Below are 18,438 nucleotides of genomic sequence, written 5' to 3' on the forward strand. Positions count from 1 at the left end.
GGCGCGATCCACCATTGGCCGCGGGGGCAACTTTATCCGTATAAATCCATAGGGCTGGGAGTGGCGCTGTGACCGTGCAGGCATCCAAGAAGCAATTGGACCGTCGAAGCATCCTGAATTCTCTAAAAGCCTTCCGGCGCGGCGATTTCTCCGTCCGCATCGACAATGTTTATGAAGGCCTCGATTCTGAGATAGCTGAGACTTTCAATGAGATCGCTGACCTCAACGACCAAGTGACGCGCGAGTTCGAGCGCTTGAGCCGGGTCGTCGGCAAGGAGGGGCGGATAGGCGAGCGCGGCCGGGTTCGCAATGCCACCGGCAGTTGGGAATCCAGTGTCCGTTCAGTCAATGATCTCATCGAAGACATGGTTCAGCCAACGGCTGAGGTTGCGCGCGTTATCGGCGCCGTCGCCAAGGGCGACCTTTCGCAGACCATGATGGTCGAAATTGATGGCCGACCGCTGCGCGGCGAATTCCTGCGCATCGGCAAGATCGTCAACACCATGGTCGGCCAGTTGGCCTCCTTCGCCTCTGAGGTGACGCGCGTGGCGCGCGAGGTCGGTACGGAAGGCAAGCTCGGCGGCCAAGCCCGGGTCAAGGGCGTCGCCGGCACGTGGAAAGATCTGACCGACAACGTCAACGCGATGGCCACGAACCTGACCGGGCAAGTGCGCAACATCGCGGAGGTTACGACGGCGGTCGCGTCGGGCGACCTGTCGAAGAAGATCACAGTCGATGTCAAGGGCGAAATCCTAGAACTGAAGAACACCATCAACACGATGGTGGACCAGCTTAATTCCTTCGCTTCGGAAGTGACGCGCGTGGCGCGCGAGGTCGGCACTGAAGGCAAGCTTGGCGGCCAGGCGCGCGTTGAGGGTGTTGGTGGTACGTGGAAGGATCTGACCGACAATGTGAATTCCATGGCCGAGAACCTGACTGGCCAGGTGCGCAACATCGCCGAAGTGACGACCGCGGTGGCTTTGGGCGACCTGTCGAAGAAGATTACGGTGGACGTGAAGGGCGAGATTCTCGAGCTGAAATCCACGATAAACACGATGGTGGACCAGCTGAATTCATTCGCGGGCGAGGTCACGCGCGTGGCACGCGAGGTTGGCACCGAAGGCAAGCTTGGCGGCCAGGCGCAGGTGCGCGGCGTCGCCGGCACCTGGAAGGACCTCACCGACAACGTCAACTCGATGGCCGAGAACCTGACCGGTCAGGTGCGCAATATCGCCGAGGTGACCACGGCGGTCGCGTCGGGCGATCTGTCCAAGAAGATCACGGTCGCCGTGCAAGGCGAAATCCTGGAACTCAAGGACACCATCAACACGATGGTCGACCAACTGAACTCCTTTGCCTCGGAAGTGACGCGCGTGGCACGCGAGGTCGGCACCGAAGGCAAGCTGGGCGGCCAGGCAGAGGTGAGGGGCGTCGGCGGCACATGGAAGGATTTGACCGACAACGTCAATCTCATGGCCGCCAACCTGACTGGCCAGGTTCGAAACATCGCAGAAGTCACCACCGCCGTGGCGCGCGGCGACCTGTCGAAGAAGATCACCGTCGACGTCAAAGGCGAGATCCTGGAGCTCAAGGACACCGTCAACACGATGGTCGACCAACTGAACTCCTTCGCCTCTGAGGTCACGCGTGTGGCCCGCGAAGTGGGATCGGAAGGCAAGCTTGGTGGCCAGGCGCATGTCGAAGGCGTCGGTGGCACCTGGAAGGATCTGACCGACAACGTCAACGCCATGGCCGGCAATTTGACGGTGCAGTTGCGTGACGTGTCGAAGGTGGCAACGGCCATAGCGACCGGCGACTTGACCCAGAAGATCACCGTCGACGCGCTGGGCGAGATCTTGCAGATCAAGGACGTCATCAACACGATGGTCGACCAGCTCAATTCCTTCGCTTCGGAAGTGACACGTGTGGCGCGCGAGGTCGGCTCCGATGGCAAGCTCGGCGGCCAGGCCCAGGTGCGCGGCATCGGCGGCACGTGGAAGGATCTGACCGAAAACGTCAACGCCATGGCGGCCAACCTGACCGGCCAGGTGCGCAACATCGCCGAGGTAACCACCGCCGTGGCGCTCGGGGACCTTTCGAAGAAGATCACCGTCGATGTCCGCGGCGAGATCCTGGAGCTGAAGGACACCATCAACACAATGGTGGACCAGCTTAATTCCTTCGCTTCGGAAGTCACGCGCGTGGCACGCGAGGTCGGCACGGAAGGCAAGTTGGGAGGCCAGGCGCAGGTGCGCGGCGTTGCCGGCACGTGGAAGGATCTCACAGACAATGTGAACTCGATGGCCGAGAATCTGACCGGCCAGGTGCGCAACATCGCCGAAGTCACGACCGCCGTGGCGCGCGGCGACCTGTCGAAGAAGATCACCGTCGATGTGAAGGGCGAAATCCTGGAGCTCAAGTCGACCATCAACACCATGGTGGACCAGTTGAACTCCTTCGCCGGCGAGGTCACCCGAGTCGCGCGTGAGGTTGGCACCGAGGGCAAGCTTGGTGGCCAGGCGCGCGTCGAAGGTGTTGCCGGTACCTGGAAGGACCTGACCGACAACGTCAACCTGATGGCGACGAACTTGACCAATCAGGTGCGCGGCATCGCCGATGTCGTGACGGCGGTCGCGCAAGGCAATCTCAGGCGCAAACTGACGGTCGACGCGAAGGGAGAGATCGCCCTGCTGGCCGACACCATCAACGGCATGATCGAGACGCTTGCCACCTTTGCCGACCAGGTGACCAACGTCGCCCGTGAGGTGGGCATCGAGGGTAAGCTCGGTGGTCAGGCGCGTGTGCCAGGTGCCGCCGGCCTCTGGCGCGACCTGACCGACAATGTCAATCAACTCGCTGCCAATCTGACCACCCAGGTGCGTGCCATCGCCGAGGTTTCGACGGCGGTGACCAAGGGCGATCTTACCCGTTCGATCAGCGTCGAAGCCTCCGGCGAGGTCGCCGCGCTGAAAGACAACATCAACGAAATGATCCGCAATCTGAAGGATCAGACGCTGAAGAATGCCGAGCAGGACTGGTTGAAGACCAATCTCGCCCGGTTTTCGCGCATGCTGCAAGGCGAGCGCGACCTTGCCACCGTCTCGCGGCTCATCATGTCCGAACTCGCTCCTCTGGTGAACGCCCAGTATGGGGTGTTCTACGTCACCAATCGCGACGAGGAGGAATCCTATCTTGAGCTGGCGGCTTCCTATGGCGCCGAGAGCAAGGCTGCCATCAAGCAGCGGCTTGATCTGCGAGAGGGCCTGGTTGGGCAAAGTGCCGCCGACAAGCGCGCCATCATGCTGGACAATGTGCCGCCAGAATTCCTTCGGGTCACATCTGGTCTTGGCAGCGCCTCGCCAGCCAATGTCATCATCCTGCCTGCCCTGTTCGAGGATGAAGTCAAAGCCGTCATCGAGCTCGCCTCGTTCGGCGAGTTTCGTGACACACACCAGTCGTTCCTCAACCAGCTCATGGAATCCGTCGGCATCGTTCTCAACACCATCGCTGCGACGATGCGCACGGAGGGCCTGCTCAAGCAGTCGCAACTGCTGACGTCGGAATTGCAAGCGCGTCAAACCGAGCTGACAAAAAAGCAGGAAGAGCTGCATGCGACAAACGAGGAGCTGCAGGAAAAGGCGCAGCTGCTCGAGAACGAAAAGAAGCAGGTCGAAAACAAGAATCTCGAAATCGAGATGGCGCGACGCGCGCTGGAGGAAAAAGCCGAGCAACTGGCGCTCACGTCGAAATACAAATCCGAATTCCTGGCCAATATGAGCCACGAACTGCGCACGCCGCTCAATTCGCTGCTCATTTTGTCAAACCTGCTGGCGACCAACCAGCACGGCAACCTCAACGAAAAACAGGTAGAGTTCGCCCGCACCATCAATTCGGCAGGAACCGATCTTCTCAGCCTCATCAACGATATCCTCGATCTGTCGAAGATCGAGTCGGGCACTGTTTCCATCGACATCAACGATATGCCGGTGACGCATCTTCGCCAGCATATGGAACGAACTTTTCGTCAGCTGGCAGCCGACAAGGGACTTGGCTTCACCATCAAGGTCGATCCGGCGCTTCCCGACACGGTCCGCACAGATGAGAAACGCTTGCAGCAGATTGTCCTCAACCTGCTTTCCAACGCATTCAAATTCACCTCGGAAGGCGAGGTCAGCCTGAACTTCCGGGTTGAAAAGGCCGGCCGCCGCAATGGCGCGACGCAGCCGGTGAAGGCTCTCGCGATCGCCGTCACCGACACCGGCATTGGCATTCCAGAAGACAAACAGAAGCTGATTTTCGAGGCCTTCCAGCAGGCCGACGGCACCACCAGCCGCAAGTATGGCGGCACCGGCCTTGGGCTCTCGATCAGCCGCGAGATCGCTCGCTTGCTTGGCGGCGAATTGCGGGTCGAAAGCACGCCGGGCAAGGGGTCGACATTTACCCTCATCATCCCGTTCGACGGCCCCCGCGTGACGACAGTACAGTCGACCCTGGCTCCGGCGGCGGAGGCGGTTGCTGCGACAGCTCTGCTCAGCAGTCCGCCCTCGGCAGAGCTGATCGACGACCGCGATTCAATCCTACCCACCGATCGGATCGTGTTGATCGTCGAAGACGATCCGACCTTTGGCGGGTTGCTGCTTGGCCTCGCCCGGTCGGCCGGGCTGAAAGGCGTTCTGTCGACTGCAGGTTCCGGCACGCTGGCATTGGCCCGCAAGCTCGTTCCCGACGCAATCACACTTGATCTCGGACTTTCGGATATCGATGGCTGGGTGCTTTTCGATCTGCTGCGGCATGACCAGAAGACGAGGGGAATTCCTATCCATGTCATCTCGGGTGCCGAAGACATCGACAGTCTCGCACGCAAGGGGGCGTCCAGCATTTCCACCAAGCCCGTTTCCTCGGACGAGCTGATGAAGGTGTTTCAGGATATCCACTCGAAGAAGCTCCGCGTTCAGCGCCGCGTTCTGGTCGTGGACCCTGACCCGGAGCGGCGTCTGGCTCTGGTCGAGGCAATCCGCGACGGCGTAACGTCGGTCACCGCGATCGGTCGTGTTGCGGCAAATGCAGAAGACGTTGGCCTCGCCTTCTATGATGCCGTCGTGCTCGGCTTTGGACGCTCCGCCAAGGACAACGCAAAGGCGCTGGACGAGATCACCGGCCAATTCGGCGAAGCCTTGCCGCAGCTGCTGTTCTTTACACCTCACCCGGACGCGCTTGAACAGGTACTGGCATTGAACCCGGCCTTGGCGGAAGCACCGCGGGCGGAGAACTTCGCTCAATTGGCGCTGCATATTTCGGCAACGCTGCCGGGAGAAGGTCGCCAAGAGGCCTGGGCAGGAACTGAACACAACGGCAAGTCCGATCTCGCCGGGGCGAAAGTTCTCATCGTCGACGACGACATTCGTAACATTTATTCGCTCACGAGTGTTCTGGAGACCTATGACATACAGGTTCTGCATGCCGAGCGGGGCCGTGATGGCATCGCGCTTCTTGAACAGGCGCCCGATGTCGACGTGGCATTGATCGATATCATGATGCCGGAGATGGACGGCTACGAGACGATGCGGCGGATTCGCGGCACACCGGCGATTGCTCATATCCCGCTGATTTCCGTCACCGCAAAGGCGATGAAGGGGGATCGGCAAAAATGTCTGGATGCCGGGGCTTCCGACTACATCGCCAAACCCGTCGATCTGGATCTCCTGCTGGCGCTGCTTCGTGTCTGGATCGGACGTGCCCGATCCCGTGTCGAGAGCCCGGAAAAAATTCTCCTGGCAGCGAACTGACGGCCGTTCGATGCAAAAGCTGGCAAGAAACAGGGTAAGGAAACTTGAGGTGGCAGCTCTTGCCGAAGGGCCGGCAAGAGCCCGTATCCTGGCGGTGGACGACGATGAGCGCAATCTGCTGGCGATCAGCGAAGTGCTCGCGACTATCGGAGAGGTCATCTGCGCCCAATCGGGCGAAGAGGCTCTGCGCTTTTTGCTGAAAGAGGAGTTCGCCGTCATTCTCCTGGATGTCCTCATGCCAGGGTTGGACGGGTATGAAACGGCCGCACTTATCCGCCAGCGCGAGCAATCCAAGCGCACCCCAATCATCTTCTTGACCGCCATCAACAAGGAGGATGCGCATATGCTGCGCGGCTATGATGCCGGCGCGGTCGACTATGTGTTCAAGCCATTCGATCCGATCATGCTGCGTTCGAAAGTCGCGGTTTTCGTCGAACTCCACGAGAAGACGCTCGAGATCCAGCGCAAGGCGGAGGTCGAGCAGGGACTATTGGCGCAGGCGTTGCAGGCGCACAAGGACAAGCTTCAGGCCGAACGCGCGCTGCGCAGCGCCGAGCAACGGCAGGATGCCATCCTGAATTCGTTGCCGGTCTGCTTTCATGCTCGGGCAGCCGAGCCACCCTTCGCGGCGCGCTTTGTTACGGAGGGCGTCGAGCGCTTGACCGGCTTTGCGCCTGAATACCTGACATCGGATCCGGAGTTCGGTCTCAACCGCGTTCATCCCGACGACCTGCCGCGATTGAAGCAAGCGCTGCTGGCGGCCAAAACCACCGGCTCCTATACGTGCGAGTTCCGCTGGCATTGCGCCAATGGCGAGTATCGCATTTTTCTCGACCAGGGCGTGATGTCGGACGGGTCAGATGGCCGTGAACCGGAAATTATCGGCACATTGCTTGACATCACGGAGCGGCGCGGTCTTGAGGATCAGCTGCTTCAATCCCAGCGCATCGACGCTATCGGCAAGCTAACCGGCGGCCTGGCGCATGATTTCAACAACCTGCTCGCCGCAATTCTCAGTGGGTTAGGGCTGCTTGAACGCCGGGCTACGTTGGATGATCAGGCGCAACAGGTACTCGACCTGACGCGGCGTTCTGCAAAACAAGGCGCTGACCTTGTCGCGCGAATGCTGGCATTCTCGCGGCGCCAGACCCTGAAGCCGGAAGCGGTGCGCCTTGCTGCGCTGGGCGACACGATGAACGGATTGGTGGCGCCCGTGCTGGGGGGGTTGATCCGTTTCGACTGGCAGATCGATGACACGATCTGGCCGGTGCATGTCGATGCAGGCCAACTTGAATTGGCCTTGATGAATCTGGTTTTCAACGCGCGTGACGCCATGCCCTCTGGCGGGACAATAACCGTGCATGCGCAGAATCGATCGATCGGGACGCCAACAGAGGATATTCCGCCGGGCGACTATGTCATGATCGCCGTCAAGGACACCGGATCCGGCATACCCCCCGATCTTGTCGCCAAGGTCGTCGAACCGTTCTTCACCACCAAGCCGGTCGGTAAGGGAACGGGCCTCGGCCTCAGCACGGTCTACGGCTTCATGAAGCAGTCAGGTGGGACACTTCGCATAGAAAGCGTCGTTAACCGCGGAACTACCATGCAACTCTGGCTGCCACGATCGACCGAACAGCCGGTCGATCCTGTGGTGGAACCCGACATTGAACGAGCGTTCGCCGATGCCGGGATGGAGCACCCATCAATCCTCCTGATCGATGACAGCCATGTTTTGCGGCAATTGACCGCCGAGTCCCTTCGCCAACGTGGTTTCGAGGTGACCTGCGCGGGAGGAGGGGCGGAGGCGCTGGCCATGATGGAGCGCACTCCCGACGAGTTCGACGTCATTATCACCGACTTCGCCATGCCACTCGTATCCGGCGTCGACGTGATCCGCTTCGCGCGCAATTTGCGCTCGGACTGGCCAGCGGTCATGATCACGGGCTATGCCGATGCCCGGGAGATTGCCGATCGGCCGGCCGACGTGCCCTTGCTCGGCAAGCCCTTCCGCGACGAGGATCTGTTCGAAGCGATTTTCCTCGCGATAGAGAATGCGGCCCCCCAAAGGACCAAAACCGGCTAGCGCTTAGGGCTTGTCGACGGTCTGGCCACGTCGGCAGGCCGGGCAGATCGAGACCGCACTTTCGGGGCACGGCGACAAGGGCCGCATTCCTGATCGGCAATCTAGGTCATTCGCAACAGGCGGCGCTACCAGCGCTCCTCGGTGTCGCGGTCCGGTAGGTCTATTCCGCAGCACACCCAACCAAGGCGCTGCGCTGAACCGTAGTTGTACCGAGGCATCAGGTGAGCCGGATCATCGAAGGTACCGACGTGCAGCGCGATCTCGGTTGGCGACGCGTCGTAGCAAAGGCTGAGCGGCGATCCGCATTCTGGGCAGAAGCCTCTTTGCGCGATCGGCGAAGACCTTCGATATGTTGGCGTTCCGGAATTCCAGGTCAGGCTTTGGCAGGGCATCCAGGCAAGAACTGCAAACGCGCTGCCGGTCGCTCGTCTGCACATATCGCAGTGGCAGTAGTGAACCCTCGGTTCGATCCCGGCGCTGAATCGGATCCTGCCACAGAGACATCCGCCCTTGATGGCCAAGGAGCCGGGTAGGCGCTTGCCAACCTCACGCATCAAGATCGATCAAGGCGGCGCCGAACGCTCCGATCGCAGTCAAAGAGGCACTGCCGATGTTCTTGTCGGCGATGTTCTTGTCGGTTGCGAAGGCGGTCAGCGAGCTTGGGTTTCATGGCGTTCCGAACCTGTTGCGGGGCAGTTAATGGGCATGGTGCTCGGCATTCCGCTTGCGTGTTGCCGCTGCCTTCTTTGCCGATTCCCATCGGCTTGCGGCTGACCGTGAAGCCGATGCCTTGCCGCCGCTTTTCCCACCCTTGTGGGCCGCGGGGTGTCCGGTGTGTTTACCACGACCCGAGCCGCCTTCTTTCTTGCCGCCGCCATCGTCCTTGTTGACGGTCGCCCATGCCCGGCGCTCGGATTCCTTCTCGGAAACACCGCGCTTCTCATAGCCTGCGGCAATGTGGTCGGCTTTGCGTTCCTGTTTGTCACTGTATTTCGATTTGTCGCCTCGTGGCATGGTCGTTCTCCTGGCTCAATGATGTTTGAACGGGATGCCGGCGGGAGAGTTCCAAGCGGAAATTCAGAAAACTGAAAACGCGGGCGAGGATTTCGACCAACGCGGAGCGCTATTGCTCCGGAGCCGTGGCGGGTGCCGTGCAGCGGCGGCCCACGGCACCGATCACGCGTTTCTTGAAGCGATCGAGCGCGGCAAGCGTCTCCCTGGAGACGACGTCGTCGCGTGCCGTCTACTCGGTAGCCCAATGCAATGAAATACGTTCCGCGACCTCAGTAGCCACCGACCACCGGCAGGATCTCTCCCGTGATGTAACTCGAGCAATGCGACGAGGCGAGGAACACGTAAGCCGGGGCAAGTTCTTCCGGTTGCGCTGGCCGTTTCATCGGCGTATCCGCGCCGAATTTCGAGACGTCGTCGGCTTCCTTGTCCGAAGGGTTGAGCGGCGTCCACACCGGACCTGGCGCGACCGCGTTTACCCGGATGCCCTTGCCGATCAGATTGCCCGAAAGCGCTCGCGTGAAGGCATGAATGCCGCCCTTGGTCATCGAATAGTCAACCAGTTGCTTGGAACCGTCGATGCCGGTCACCGAACCGGTATTGATGATCGCGGAGCCCGGCTCCATGTGCGGCACGCTCTCCTGCGCCATATGAAAATAGCCGTAAAGATTGGTCTTCAGCGTCGTGTCGAAATGTTCCTCGGTCAGGTCGTTGAAGTCACTGGAATGGATTTGGAAAGCGGCGTTGTTGACCAGCACGTCGATCCTGCCGAATTTTTCGACCGTCAGCGCCACGGCGTTGCGGCAATGCTCGCGTTCACTGACATCGGCTTTTATCAGTATGCAACGCCGGCCTTCCTTTTCGACGGCGTTTTTGGTCGCTTCGGCGTCTCTGTCTTCACTCAAGTATACGATCGCAATGTCGGCGCCCTCGCGGGCGAACAAGACTGCCACCGAACGGCCGATGCCGGAATCACCACCCGTGATAAGCGCTACCTTGTCGTCGAGTTTTTTCGATCCGAGGTAGTAAGGCGCATCGTAGAGCGGAGCGGGCTCGATCGCCCATTCATGCCCCGGTTTGGGTTGATGCTGCTCGGGAAAAGGTGGCTCGGGATATTTGCGGGCGCCGGCTTGCATCGCTTGTTGCATTTTGCCATTGCTCTTCGTCTCGTCTTTGGCGTCGATACCACGCTGGATATGGCGTTGCTTGGCGGCTTCGGCTGAAGTCTGCGACTTAGTCTGCATGGCTTTCTCCTGTGCTCGGAGAAGGAACAACGCATGCCGGGCAAAAAAGTTTGCGGAAATGTCTCGATCCCGAAAGGGCTCGCCATTGCGAACAGCCTGCGAGGGGCGTGGAGCATTGGTCGTCAATAAGATCGGAATTGCCATGCCGGTGGCGTTCAGACAAACACCACATTCATTACCCGCTCAAAGCACGCTCTTTTCAGAACCATAGGGTTTGGCAATGCGGACCATGCCTTTCGTCCGAAGGCGCTGGTATAAATAGAAAATCGTCATCAAGCCGATTGCTGTTCCAGCACCAAGACACAGCGCGAGCAATAGTTCTGCACCGACACGAAACGCAAGCAGAGTAACGCCGGCCGCAGCGACGATGGCATTTATGAATGCGATCATAGTCGCTGCAGTGGTCAGGTAGGCCAGGAGAGGCCCAGTACGAAGAGAAGGTTCGGCGTCATTTTCGGGCCAGCGACCGAATTCCTTGGAAAACTGGAAGGCAGCCTCGTCGCCCAAAGTTCGATAGTAGGCTCTGATCCGGGCAATGCCGATATGGGCCTGCATGTTCTCAGCGGCGATGTCGACCAACCTCAAGACGGTAAAGGCACCCAGTAAAAAGACCGATGGCAGCACAACCGCGACAAACGGCAGGAAGAACTCGGAGGACTGCGTAACAAAGCCCGTTGCCACCAGAGCGCTCGACAGAGCCATAATATAGATGGTCGTCCGCGACGCCATTTCACTTATGGACGTGCTGATCGCTGTCTGCTGCACGAAATGCTCTGTCGTCAGGGCCGCGAGAAATGAAGCATCGGGTGTCGGCGTGTCAGCCATGGAGTATGCTCCTGTCGGGTCGACCTGAGTTTTTCTTCGATATAGTGCTTGCGAGGCTGGCCGCCACTGGATGCTCCCGACGCCTGACCCATGCCGGTTTATTGTGCCATATCCAGCGAGCCCGCATCACCGATCAGAAAGGGCCGATCATGTGGTCAGCAGATGCTGGCCATATCGCAGGCGAAATGTCTGCCGTGGTCAATCTGTATGGCCTCCTGTTGGGGATCCTGGTCGAAGCGCATTCGCGGCGCGGTTGCAGTTGGAGCGGTTCCGCGGCGGCGCTGACGCGAGTTCGCGCATTCGTGGCAGCTGCCTCGAAACAAATTCGGTCTCTAGGCCGGCAACGCGAATTCACCGGCAAGTTCAATGGTGCGGCTTGCGGGCCGACTTTTCGGTGGCGAAGCCCATGACCACGTCCACCAGAGTCATAAATCAGCAGCCCGGATCCTGCTTACTGCGGCATCGCCAGGCCCTGCCGCAATCCTGTCGCCACGACTGAGACCCTGAATTTTCCGGCGAGTGCCCGGTCGAATATGGCGCCGACGATGATGTCGGCGTCGGCGTCGACCTCCTCGCGGATGCGGGTAGCGGCCTCATCGACTTCGAACAGCGTCATGTCCATGCCGCCCGAGATCGAGACCAGGACGCCCTTGGCGCCGATCATCGAGGCTTCGTCGAGAAGCGGGTTTGCTATCGCCGCTTCGGCGGCCTTCCTGGCGCGGTCCTCGCCCGTGGCTTCCCCGGTACCCATCATTGCGCGGCCCATGTCGCGCATCACCGACTTCACGTCGGCGAAGTCGAGATTGATCAGCCCCTCCTTGACGATGAGATCGGTTATGCAGCCGACGCCGGAATAAAGGACGCGATCAGCCATGGCGAAGGCGTCCGCGAAAGTCGTCTTTGCGTCGGCGATCCTGAAGAGGTTCTGGTTCGGAATAACGATCACGGTATCGGCGCATTCGCGAAGCTGCTCGATGCCCTCTTCGGCGGCTTGCATGCGGCGCTTCCCTTCGAAGGTGAACGGCTTGGTGACGACGGCCACGGTCAGGATGCCGGCTGCCCGTGCAGCGTTCGCTATGACGGGCGCGGCACCGGTTCCAGTTCCGCCTCCCATGCCGGCGGTCACGAAGCACATATGGGTTCCCGCAAGGTGGTCCCTGATCTCGTCGATCGATTCCTCGGCTGCCGCGCGGCCGACCGCGGGCAGGGACCCGGCGCCCAAGCCTTCCGTGACATGGGCGCCCAGCTGGATCAGCCGCGATGCTTTCGACATGGTCAGTGCCTGGGCATCGGTATTGGCGACGATGAACTCCGCACCCTGCAGATTTTCGGCAATCATGTTGTTGACCGCGTTGCCGCCGCCACCGCCCACACCAATGACGGTTATCTTCGGCCGCATTTCCGAGATGACGGGCCTTGCCGCGGTGCTCATCGTCTTGTCTCCTTGGAATTGATCGACAAAAGGTCCCGGAACGCGCCGCTTGAACACGCCAGGTGCAAGAATCAGGTTCTATCGCCTTGGCACAGGGAATCAGAGGGTGAACTTTGCGGCAAGACAAGATGTGGGACTTGTATCATATACGCCTGAATGAGCCGACCTTTTGAATGGGTCTAGTCCAATGTTCCGGAATTCGCTCGGCTTCTGGCCAGCGAAAATCCACAATCCGGGATCCAACCCCTTCAAGCTTCACGCGCCCGCCTCAAGCGCGAGAACCTTGAGAATCTGGCGGCCGATCGACGCCTGACGCTTAGCGGATCGGCATCTTGCCGCGAAACAACGGCTGATGGGCCCGCATCAGAGCGGCAATCCGGTCGGCAATCTTTCGTACTGGCGGGGAGTGGCGTTCCTCATGATGGGTGACGATCCACTGGTCGGTTTCGAGTTCGGGGATAGGCTGAGCGACGCGAACCAGCCGCGGATCGCTGTCACCGACGAAGCACGGAAAGATCGAAAGGCCGGCGCCTGCGGCCACCAATTCGCGCACTGAATGGGTGTTGTTGCCGCGCACGGCGATGCGGTCGCCGTGATGGGCTTGCAGCCAGCGCGCCGAGGCAATGTTTGCCCCTTCGCCGGTGACGCCGACGAACAACCCGGCGGCGATGCCGTTGATCAGGTGGCGTCCGGAATAGATGGCATACGCGACCTTGCCGCTCTGACGGCCGGCCAGCCACTGTTCGGTCGGGCGCTCGCTGCGGATGCCGATATCGGCGGCGCGGCGACCGATGTCGACCCGGTCGGTGGTGGTGACGAGTTCCACCCTGATGCCGTCATCGACGGTCCAGATTTCGCCGATATGGGCCGAAACGAAGGCCGAGGTCCATGGCCCGGCCGAGACGCGGACAATGCGGTCGGGCAGGTTTCCCTCGCGCCAGCGGGTTAGCGACTGCATTGCTGCTTCGACGTCTTCGGCGCGCCGCAGCAGTTCTTCACCGACCGGGGTTAGTCGGTAGCCGGTCTGCTGACGTACGAACAGCGCTTCGCCGATCTGCTTTTCGAGCGCGGTGACGCGTCGTCCGAGTGTGGCTGCGCTGAGGCGCGTGGTTGCCGTCGCCGCGCTCAGGCCACCCAGCCGCGCAACGTCGAGAAACAACCGCAGATCGTCCCAGCCAATATCCATTTTGCAGAAATGAAAAACTCCTTGCGACCGTGGCTGTAGCGCGAAGCGGACATCATGCGCAAGTATGCAGCCGTTGGAGGCGCTGGAAATTCCTGCCCTGGTGGGACAATGACAGGCACCTCGGTTGGCCAGGAAGTCAGTCCAATCCTTTGATCGTGCATACGCTTTGCGCGATTGCTTTGCGTTTTCGACCAACTCAAGAGCGTGAGGTATTTCGCTCTCAAGGAGACGATCATGTTGCATGAACTTCGACACCGTTTCGCCCGCTGGCTTGCCTATCGCCAGACGCTTGCGAGCTTGAGGCGGCTTCCGGACAGCATATTGGCGGATGCGGGCCTTTCTCGCGAAGAGATCCGCGAGCGTGCCCGCGACGCCAGCCTGCGTCGCTGAGATTGGAGGCGGGCATGCAGAGAATGGAGCCGGCGGCGAGAAGCAATCAGGCGTCGTCTCCTCACTGCTGAGCTGCGGCTGAATTGTGCCAATGCAGTGGCCATGCTTGATGCGGCCGCAGTTTCGCTCCACATCGAAAGGGATGAAGACCGAGACATCCGAGCGGCGGCGGACTTTGCTGTGGGCCTTGCCCGCATCGCTGGTCCTGCACGCGCTTATCACTGCGTTCCTGGTCTACGGCCTGCCCATTCCTCCCGAGCAGCCGCAGGAGGAGCAACCGGTGAACGTCGCGCTCGTGCCGCCGCCCGAACCACCTGAAGCGCAAAAGCAACCGGAACCGAAAGTAGAAAAGCCTGTAGCGGAAAAGCCGCCGGCGCTCGAGGTGCTGAAACCTGTATTCCAGTTCGGCGACAAGGATACCGGCCCCAGGAAATCCCTGGATGGAGCCAGCGCGCAGGATAATTCGCCGACACCGGTCAAGGACAAGGATACGAAGCCGCCAGGTGAGCCGAAGGACGTCGAGAGCAAACCCGCCGCGTCGCCAGACTCCGGGGAGCCGGCGGGTACGACCAAGACCGAGGAGAAGCCGGCAACCGCAGCCTCCGAGCCGACCCAGGAGAAGCAGGCAACCGAGGACGCGAGCAAGCAGGGAGCAGACAAACAAGAGCCGCAAGATGCTGACAAGCAGGCAGCCGCGACGCCGTTGGCTGCCCCCGGCGATGATGGTGAGATCGAGCTTCCTGCATCGGCCCAGGCGCCGAAGGCCAGGCCCGAAAACGCGCCGAAGCGCAGCCCTGCAAAGGTCTCGAAGCCTGGAGGCGGAGGCGCCAGGAAGCCTAGCTCCACGGAGGTGGCCTCAGCCGGGGCTTACTCGGGCCTTCCGGGCGTCCGCGAGCTCTTCTCGCACGGCGCTACCGGCAATGCATTCGGCACCACCGCGACCGACGGCATGTCTCGCGGTGAGCGCGTTGCCACACTTTGCGCCAACGTGTTGGCCGAGGAGCTGAAGGGCGCCGAGTTTTCTCCCGAGTGGCTACCAATGAGACCGCTGAAGTCGGGCAATATTGTTATAGATCCGGATGCGGCCTTTCGCGCAACGATCGGATGGTACCATGTGAGCTTCCGGTGTGAGGTCGACACCGACGCGACGCGAGTGTTGTCCTTCGACTCTCGTGTCGGGTCTGCCGCCTCGCCAGCCGAAAGCGCTCAGCTTGAACAGGAACTTCGCCGGCAGCATTCGGGGGGATAGCCTGCGCGTTATCATGCCCACGCGCTGGGCGCCTGGTTTATGTAGCACCAAGGCGCTGTGATTGGGTGCCGCGTGGTTGCATCTCAATCCGCCGGGCGGTTGGCCTTGCGCCACTCCTCATATTCGCCGCGGGCATCGTCATGCAGCGGATAGTAGCGCTGCAGCGGTGCGCCCTGCATCAGCTTCTCTCGCGAGAACTCTTCCCAATCGTGATGCTTCTGGGATTCTTCGATCACCTTTGCGGCCATTGCGACGGGAAGCACAACCGCCCCGTCGTCGTCCGCCACTATGATGTCGCCGGGGATCACCGTGACACCGCCGCAGGCGATCGGAACGTTGACTGCGTTCGGATAGATGCTGGTTTGCACATGGTAGTTGGGCGTCCAGCCGCGCAGCCATAGCGGCAGATCGAGCTTTTCCACATTCGGCCGGTCGCGCATGCAGCCGTCGATGACGATGCCCGCGCCGCCTCTGCCCTTGAAATAGGTCGACATCATATCGCCGAAGACGCCCGAGCTCATGTCACCGCGCGCGTCGACGACGACCACATCGCCTTCCTGCGCGTGATAGAGCACGTGCCGGTGCAGTTGCGTTTCCGGGTCGGCGTATTCTCCCTCGCTGAAGAGGTCCGGCCGCTGCGGCAGGAACTGCAGCGTCAGCGCCGGCCCGACGATCGACTTCCCATGGTTCTGCGCCACCGGACCGACCATGTGAGGATTGCGGAAACCCATATGGCCAAGCGTGCCGGCGACCGTCGCGGCGCCGATTTCCCTCAGGGCGTCAATGAGGTCTTTGGGCGGTCGCGTGATGTCAGGGATATGCGTCATTGTGGACTCCGGTTGAGATGGAACTACCAGTTCGTAACAGACCCGTCCCGGCGCCTGAGGTGAGGCGCTTCCCAGAAACGAAAAGCCTCCGCCTGGACCGCCGCTTCGTTGACCTCGACGCCGAGGCCCGGCAGGTCGCTGACCGGATAGTCGGCACCGTCGAGCCGTGGCTGCACGGGGAAGAAGTCGGAATTGTCGAAGCCCAGCTTCGTCTCGGGTTCCCTGGTCTCGAGCCACGCGAAGTTGGGTACGGCGGCGGCGAGATGCAGGGTCGCGGCCGTGCACACCGGACCAAGCGGATTGTGCGGCATCAGGTCGACATAGTGCGCCTCGCTCCAGCCGGCGACTTTCATCGCCTCGGTGAGCCCGCCGACATTGCAGACATCGAGACGGTTGAACTGATGGATGCCGCGCTCGATGTAGGGCAGGAACTGCCACTTGCTGGCAAATTCCTCGCCGATGGCAAAGGGAATGTCGGTCATCCTGCGCAGGGATTCGTAGGCTTCAGGTGTCTCGTCGCGGATCGGCTCCTCGAGAAAATCAAGCACGCCGCGGCCGAGCTTGTTGCAGAAGCTCGCCGCCTCTGCCACCGACAGCCGATGATGATAGTCGATGCCGAGGACGACGTCGTCGCCCAGCGCCTCGCGCGCCTTGTTCAGCATGCTTGCGGTAGCGCCGATCGACTCGCGGGGTTCGAAGATGTCCCTGCTGCTTTGCCCTGCGGGGAAGAAGCGGATCGCCTGCCACCCCCGTGCGCGCAGCTCCCGGGCTCGTTCGACGGCGGCATCGCCCTCGGCCTCGTCTCCGGTCGAGGCGAAGGTGGGGATGCGATCGCGCTGCTTGCCGCCCAGCAGTTCGTAGACCGGCACCCCCAGCGCCTTGCCCTTGATGTCGTGCAGGGCGATGTCGATGGCGGAGATCGCCGCCTGCAGAACGCGCCCGCCTTCGAAGTACTGGCTGCGATATGCCTCCTGCCAGATCCGCCCGATCTGCATAGGATCGCGGCCGATGAGAAATTCGCGATAATGCTCGACCGCGCCGGCAACGGCCTTTTCGCGCCCGCTCAAGCCGCTCTCGCCCCAGCCGAAGACGCCTTGGTCGGTCTCGATCTTGACGAGCATCTGATTACGCGTTCCAACCCACACAGGATAGGGCTTGATCGCGGTGATCTTAAGCTTTTCAGTCATCCCCAACGTTCCCAATGAACCCCCGTCTTGTCTCAGCCGGCCTTGAGGGCCAGTTCAGTTTCGCCATCGAACAGATGCAGCCGCTCCTGGTCGAACTCGAGCCAGATCTGCTCGTCAGGTGCGACGGCGATGTTGGGGGACACGCTGATGTTGACGATGGCGCCTGACAGCAACGCCTGCACGAAGGTGACGTCTCCGGTCGGCTCCACTGTATAGGCCCTGGCCGGGACGCTGCCTGGCACCGCGCTCTTGTGGAGCCTGATGGTCGAGTGACGTGCGCCGAGCACGACTTTCCTCGACGTTGCCCCCGCAACCTTCCGGGCGTTGAGCGGCGAGAGCTCAAGGCTCCAGCCCTCCGCGCCGGTCAACGCAGTGTTGCCGTTTGCTGTCGATGCCTCCAGTGGAACAAGGCTCATCGCCGGGCTGCCGATGAAGCTGGCGACGAACATGTTCACCGGATGGGCAAAGACCTGCGCCGGAGAATCGTATTGCAACAGGTAGCCGCCGTTCATCACCGCCATCTTGTCGGCCATGGTCACGGCTTCGAGCTGGTCGTGCGTGACATAGATGATGGTCGCCTTGAGATCCTGGTGGAAGCGCTTGATCTCCGAGCGCATCTGGACGCGCAGTTTGGCGTCGAGGTTGGAGAGCGGCTCGTCCATGAGGAAAACGGCAGGGTCGCGGACGAGGGCGCGCCCCAAGGCGACACGTTGCTGCTGCCCGCCTGAAAGTTCGCGCGGCTTGCGCTCGAGCAGGTGCGTCATGTCGAGCACGCGCGCCGCTTCCTTGACCTTCCTGTCGATCTCGTCCCTGGGCAGCTTGCGCATCTGCAGCGGGAACGCCAGGTTCTTGTAGACCGATTTCTGCGGGTAGAGCGCGTAGTTCTGGAACACCATCGCGATGTCCCGGTCCTTGGGGTCGAGGTCGTTGACCACGCGGTCGCCGATGACGATGTCGCCCGATGTGACCGGGATCAATCCCGCGACAAGATTGAGCGTGGTTGTCTTGCCGCAGCCCGAAGGGCCGACGAGCGCAACGAACTCGCCGTCATTGACCGTCAGCGAAACGTCGTTGACAGCTTTGAAGCCGCCATAGGTCTTGACGAGATCTCTCAGGTCCACGTGGGCCATCGGCAACTCCCTACGGCATGATGCCGAAAAGTGTGAAGCGGTTTTCGGACGACATCATGCTCTATCTCTTTGATTTAGAGGGGGA

At 61.1% G+C, this 18,438-nt stretch carries 13 protein-coding genes; 4 read left to right on the forward strand and 9 right to left on the reverse strand.

Going from position 1 to position 18,438, the window contains the following annotated elements; translation table 11 throughout:
- The first annotated feature begins 74 nt into the window (after positions 1-74).
- Both NLY43_RS28090 and NLY43_RS28095 read left to right on the forward strand, forming a co-directional pair.
- Positions 75-5,786 carry a HAMP domain-containing protein gene (locus tag NLY43_RS28090; RefSeq protein ID WP_031195793.1) on the forward strand — a complete coding sequence of 1,904 codons (5,712 nt, stop codon included), beginning with the start codon at positions 75-77 and terminating at the stop codon, positions 5,784-5,786.
- A 10-nt stretch (positions 5,787-5,796) separates the two neighbouring features.
- The gene (locus tag NLY43_RS28095) at positions 5,797-7,872 is read left to right on the forward strand and encodes a PAS domain-containing hybrid sensor histidine kinase/response regulator (protein ID WP_023712176.1); all 2,076 of its coding nucleotides are present in this window, start codon (positions 5,797-5,799) and stop codon (positions 7,870-7,872) included.
- A gap of 125 nt (positions 7,873-7,997) precedes the next feature.
- Here NLY43_RS28095 and NLY43_RS28100 read toward each other — a convergent pair whose 3' ends face one another.
- The 6 genes from NLY43_RS28100 to NLY43_RS28125 all read right to left on the reverse strand — a co-directional run bounded on the left by NLY43_RS28100 (position 7,998) and on the right by NLY43_RS28125 (position 13,570).
- Positions 7,998-8,426: a GFA family protein gene (locus NLY43_RS28100; protein WP_081726065.1), complete on the reverse strand. Its 429-nt coding sequence runs from the start codon at positions 8,424-8,426 to the stop codon at positions 7,998-8,000.
- Positions 8,427-8,568: 142 nt separating this feature from the next.
- Positions 8,569-8,886 carry a hypothetical protein gene (locus tag NLY43_RS28105; protein ID WP_023712175.1) on the reverse strand — a complete coding sequence of 106 codons (318 nt, stop codon included), beginning with the start codon at positions 8,884-8,886 and terminating at the stop codon, positions 8,569-8,571.
- A 269-nt stretch (positions 8,887-9,155) separates the two neighbouring features.
- On the reverse strand, positions 9,156-10,127 hold the full coding sequence (locus tag NLY43_RS28110; RefSeq protein WP_023687856.1) for an SDR family oxidoreductase: 972 nt from the start codon (positions 10,125-10,127) through the stop codon (positions 9,156-9,158).
- A gap of 183 nt (positions 10,128-10,310) precedes the next feature.
- On the reverse strand, positions 10,311-10,952 hold the full coding sequence (locus NLY43_RS28115) for a hypothetical protein (RefSeq protein ID WP_023691383.1): 642 nt from the start codon (positions 10,950-10,952) through the stop codon (positions 10,311-10,313).
- 451 nt (positions 10,953-11,403) lie between these two features.
- Positions 11,404-12,384, reverse strand: a complete 981-nt coding sequence (gene ftsZ / locus NLY43_RS28120) for a cell division protein FtsZ (RefSeq protein WP_023712173.1) — start codon at positions 12,382-12,384, stop codon at positions 11,404-11,406.
- A 316-nt stretch (positions 12,385-12,700) separates the two neighbouring features.
- Entirely contained in the window at positions 12,701-13,570 is an 870-nt protein-coding gene (locus tag NLY43_RS28125) for a LysR family transcriptional regulator (protein ID WP_023712172.1), read from the reverse strand.
- A 234-nt stretch (positions 13,571-13,804) separates the two neighbouring features.
- Here NLY43_RS28125 and NLY43_RS28130 point away from each other — a divergent pair, with 234 nt between their 5' ends.
- Together NLY43_RS28130 and NLY43_RS28135 are read left to right on the forward strand one after the other, a co-directional pair.
- A complete protein-coding gene (locus NLY43_RS28130; protein ID WP_023712171.1) occupies positions 13,805-13,960 on the forward strand; it encodes a YjiS-like domain-containing protein in 156 nt (51 codons plus the stop codon).
- 142 nt (positions 13,961-14,102) lie between these two features.
- Entirely contained in the window at positions 14,103-15,209 is a 1,107-nt protein-coding gene (locus NLY43_RS28135) for a DUF930 domain-containing protein (RefSeq protein ID WP_023712170.1), read from the forward strand.
- An 83-nt stretch (positions 15,210-15,292) separates the two neighbouring features.
- On the opposite strand, the gene NLY43_RS28140 is transcribed toward NLY43_RS28135, so the two are convergent.
- From NLY43_RS28140 to NLY43_RS28150, 3 genes are read right to left on the reverse strand one after another with little or no spacing between them, the layout of a single operon-like run.
- Positions 15,293-16,036 carry a ribonuclease activity regulator RraA gene (locus NLY43_RS28140; protein ID WP_023712169.1) on the reverse strand — a complete coding sequence of 248 codons (744 nt, stop codon included), beginning with the start codon at positions 16,034-16,036 and terminating at the stop codon, positions 15,293-15,295.
- 23 nt (positions 16,037-16,059) lie between these two features.
- On the reverse strand, positions 16,060-17,223 hold the full coding sequence (locus tag NLY43_RS28145) for a mandelate racemase/muconate lactonizing enzyme family protein (RefSeq protein ID WP_023712168.1): 1,164 nt from the start codon (positions 17,221-17,223) through the stop codon (positions 16,060-16,062).
- Positions 17,224-17,255: 32 nt separating this feature from the next.
- A complete protein-coding gene (locus NLY43_RS28150) occupies positions 17,256-18,353 on the reverse strand; it encodes an ABC transporter ATP-binding protein (protein WP_023681188.1) in 1,098 nt (365 codons plus the stop codon).
- Between the last annotated feature and the right edge of the window lie 85 nt (positions 18,354-18,438).

Origin of the sequence: Mesorhizobium sp. C416B, assembly GCF_030323165.1 — a bacterium.
GTDB lineage: Bacteria > Pseudomonadota > Alphaproteobacteria > Rhizobiales > Rhizobiaceae > Mesorhizobium.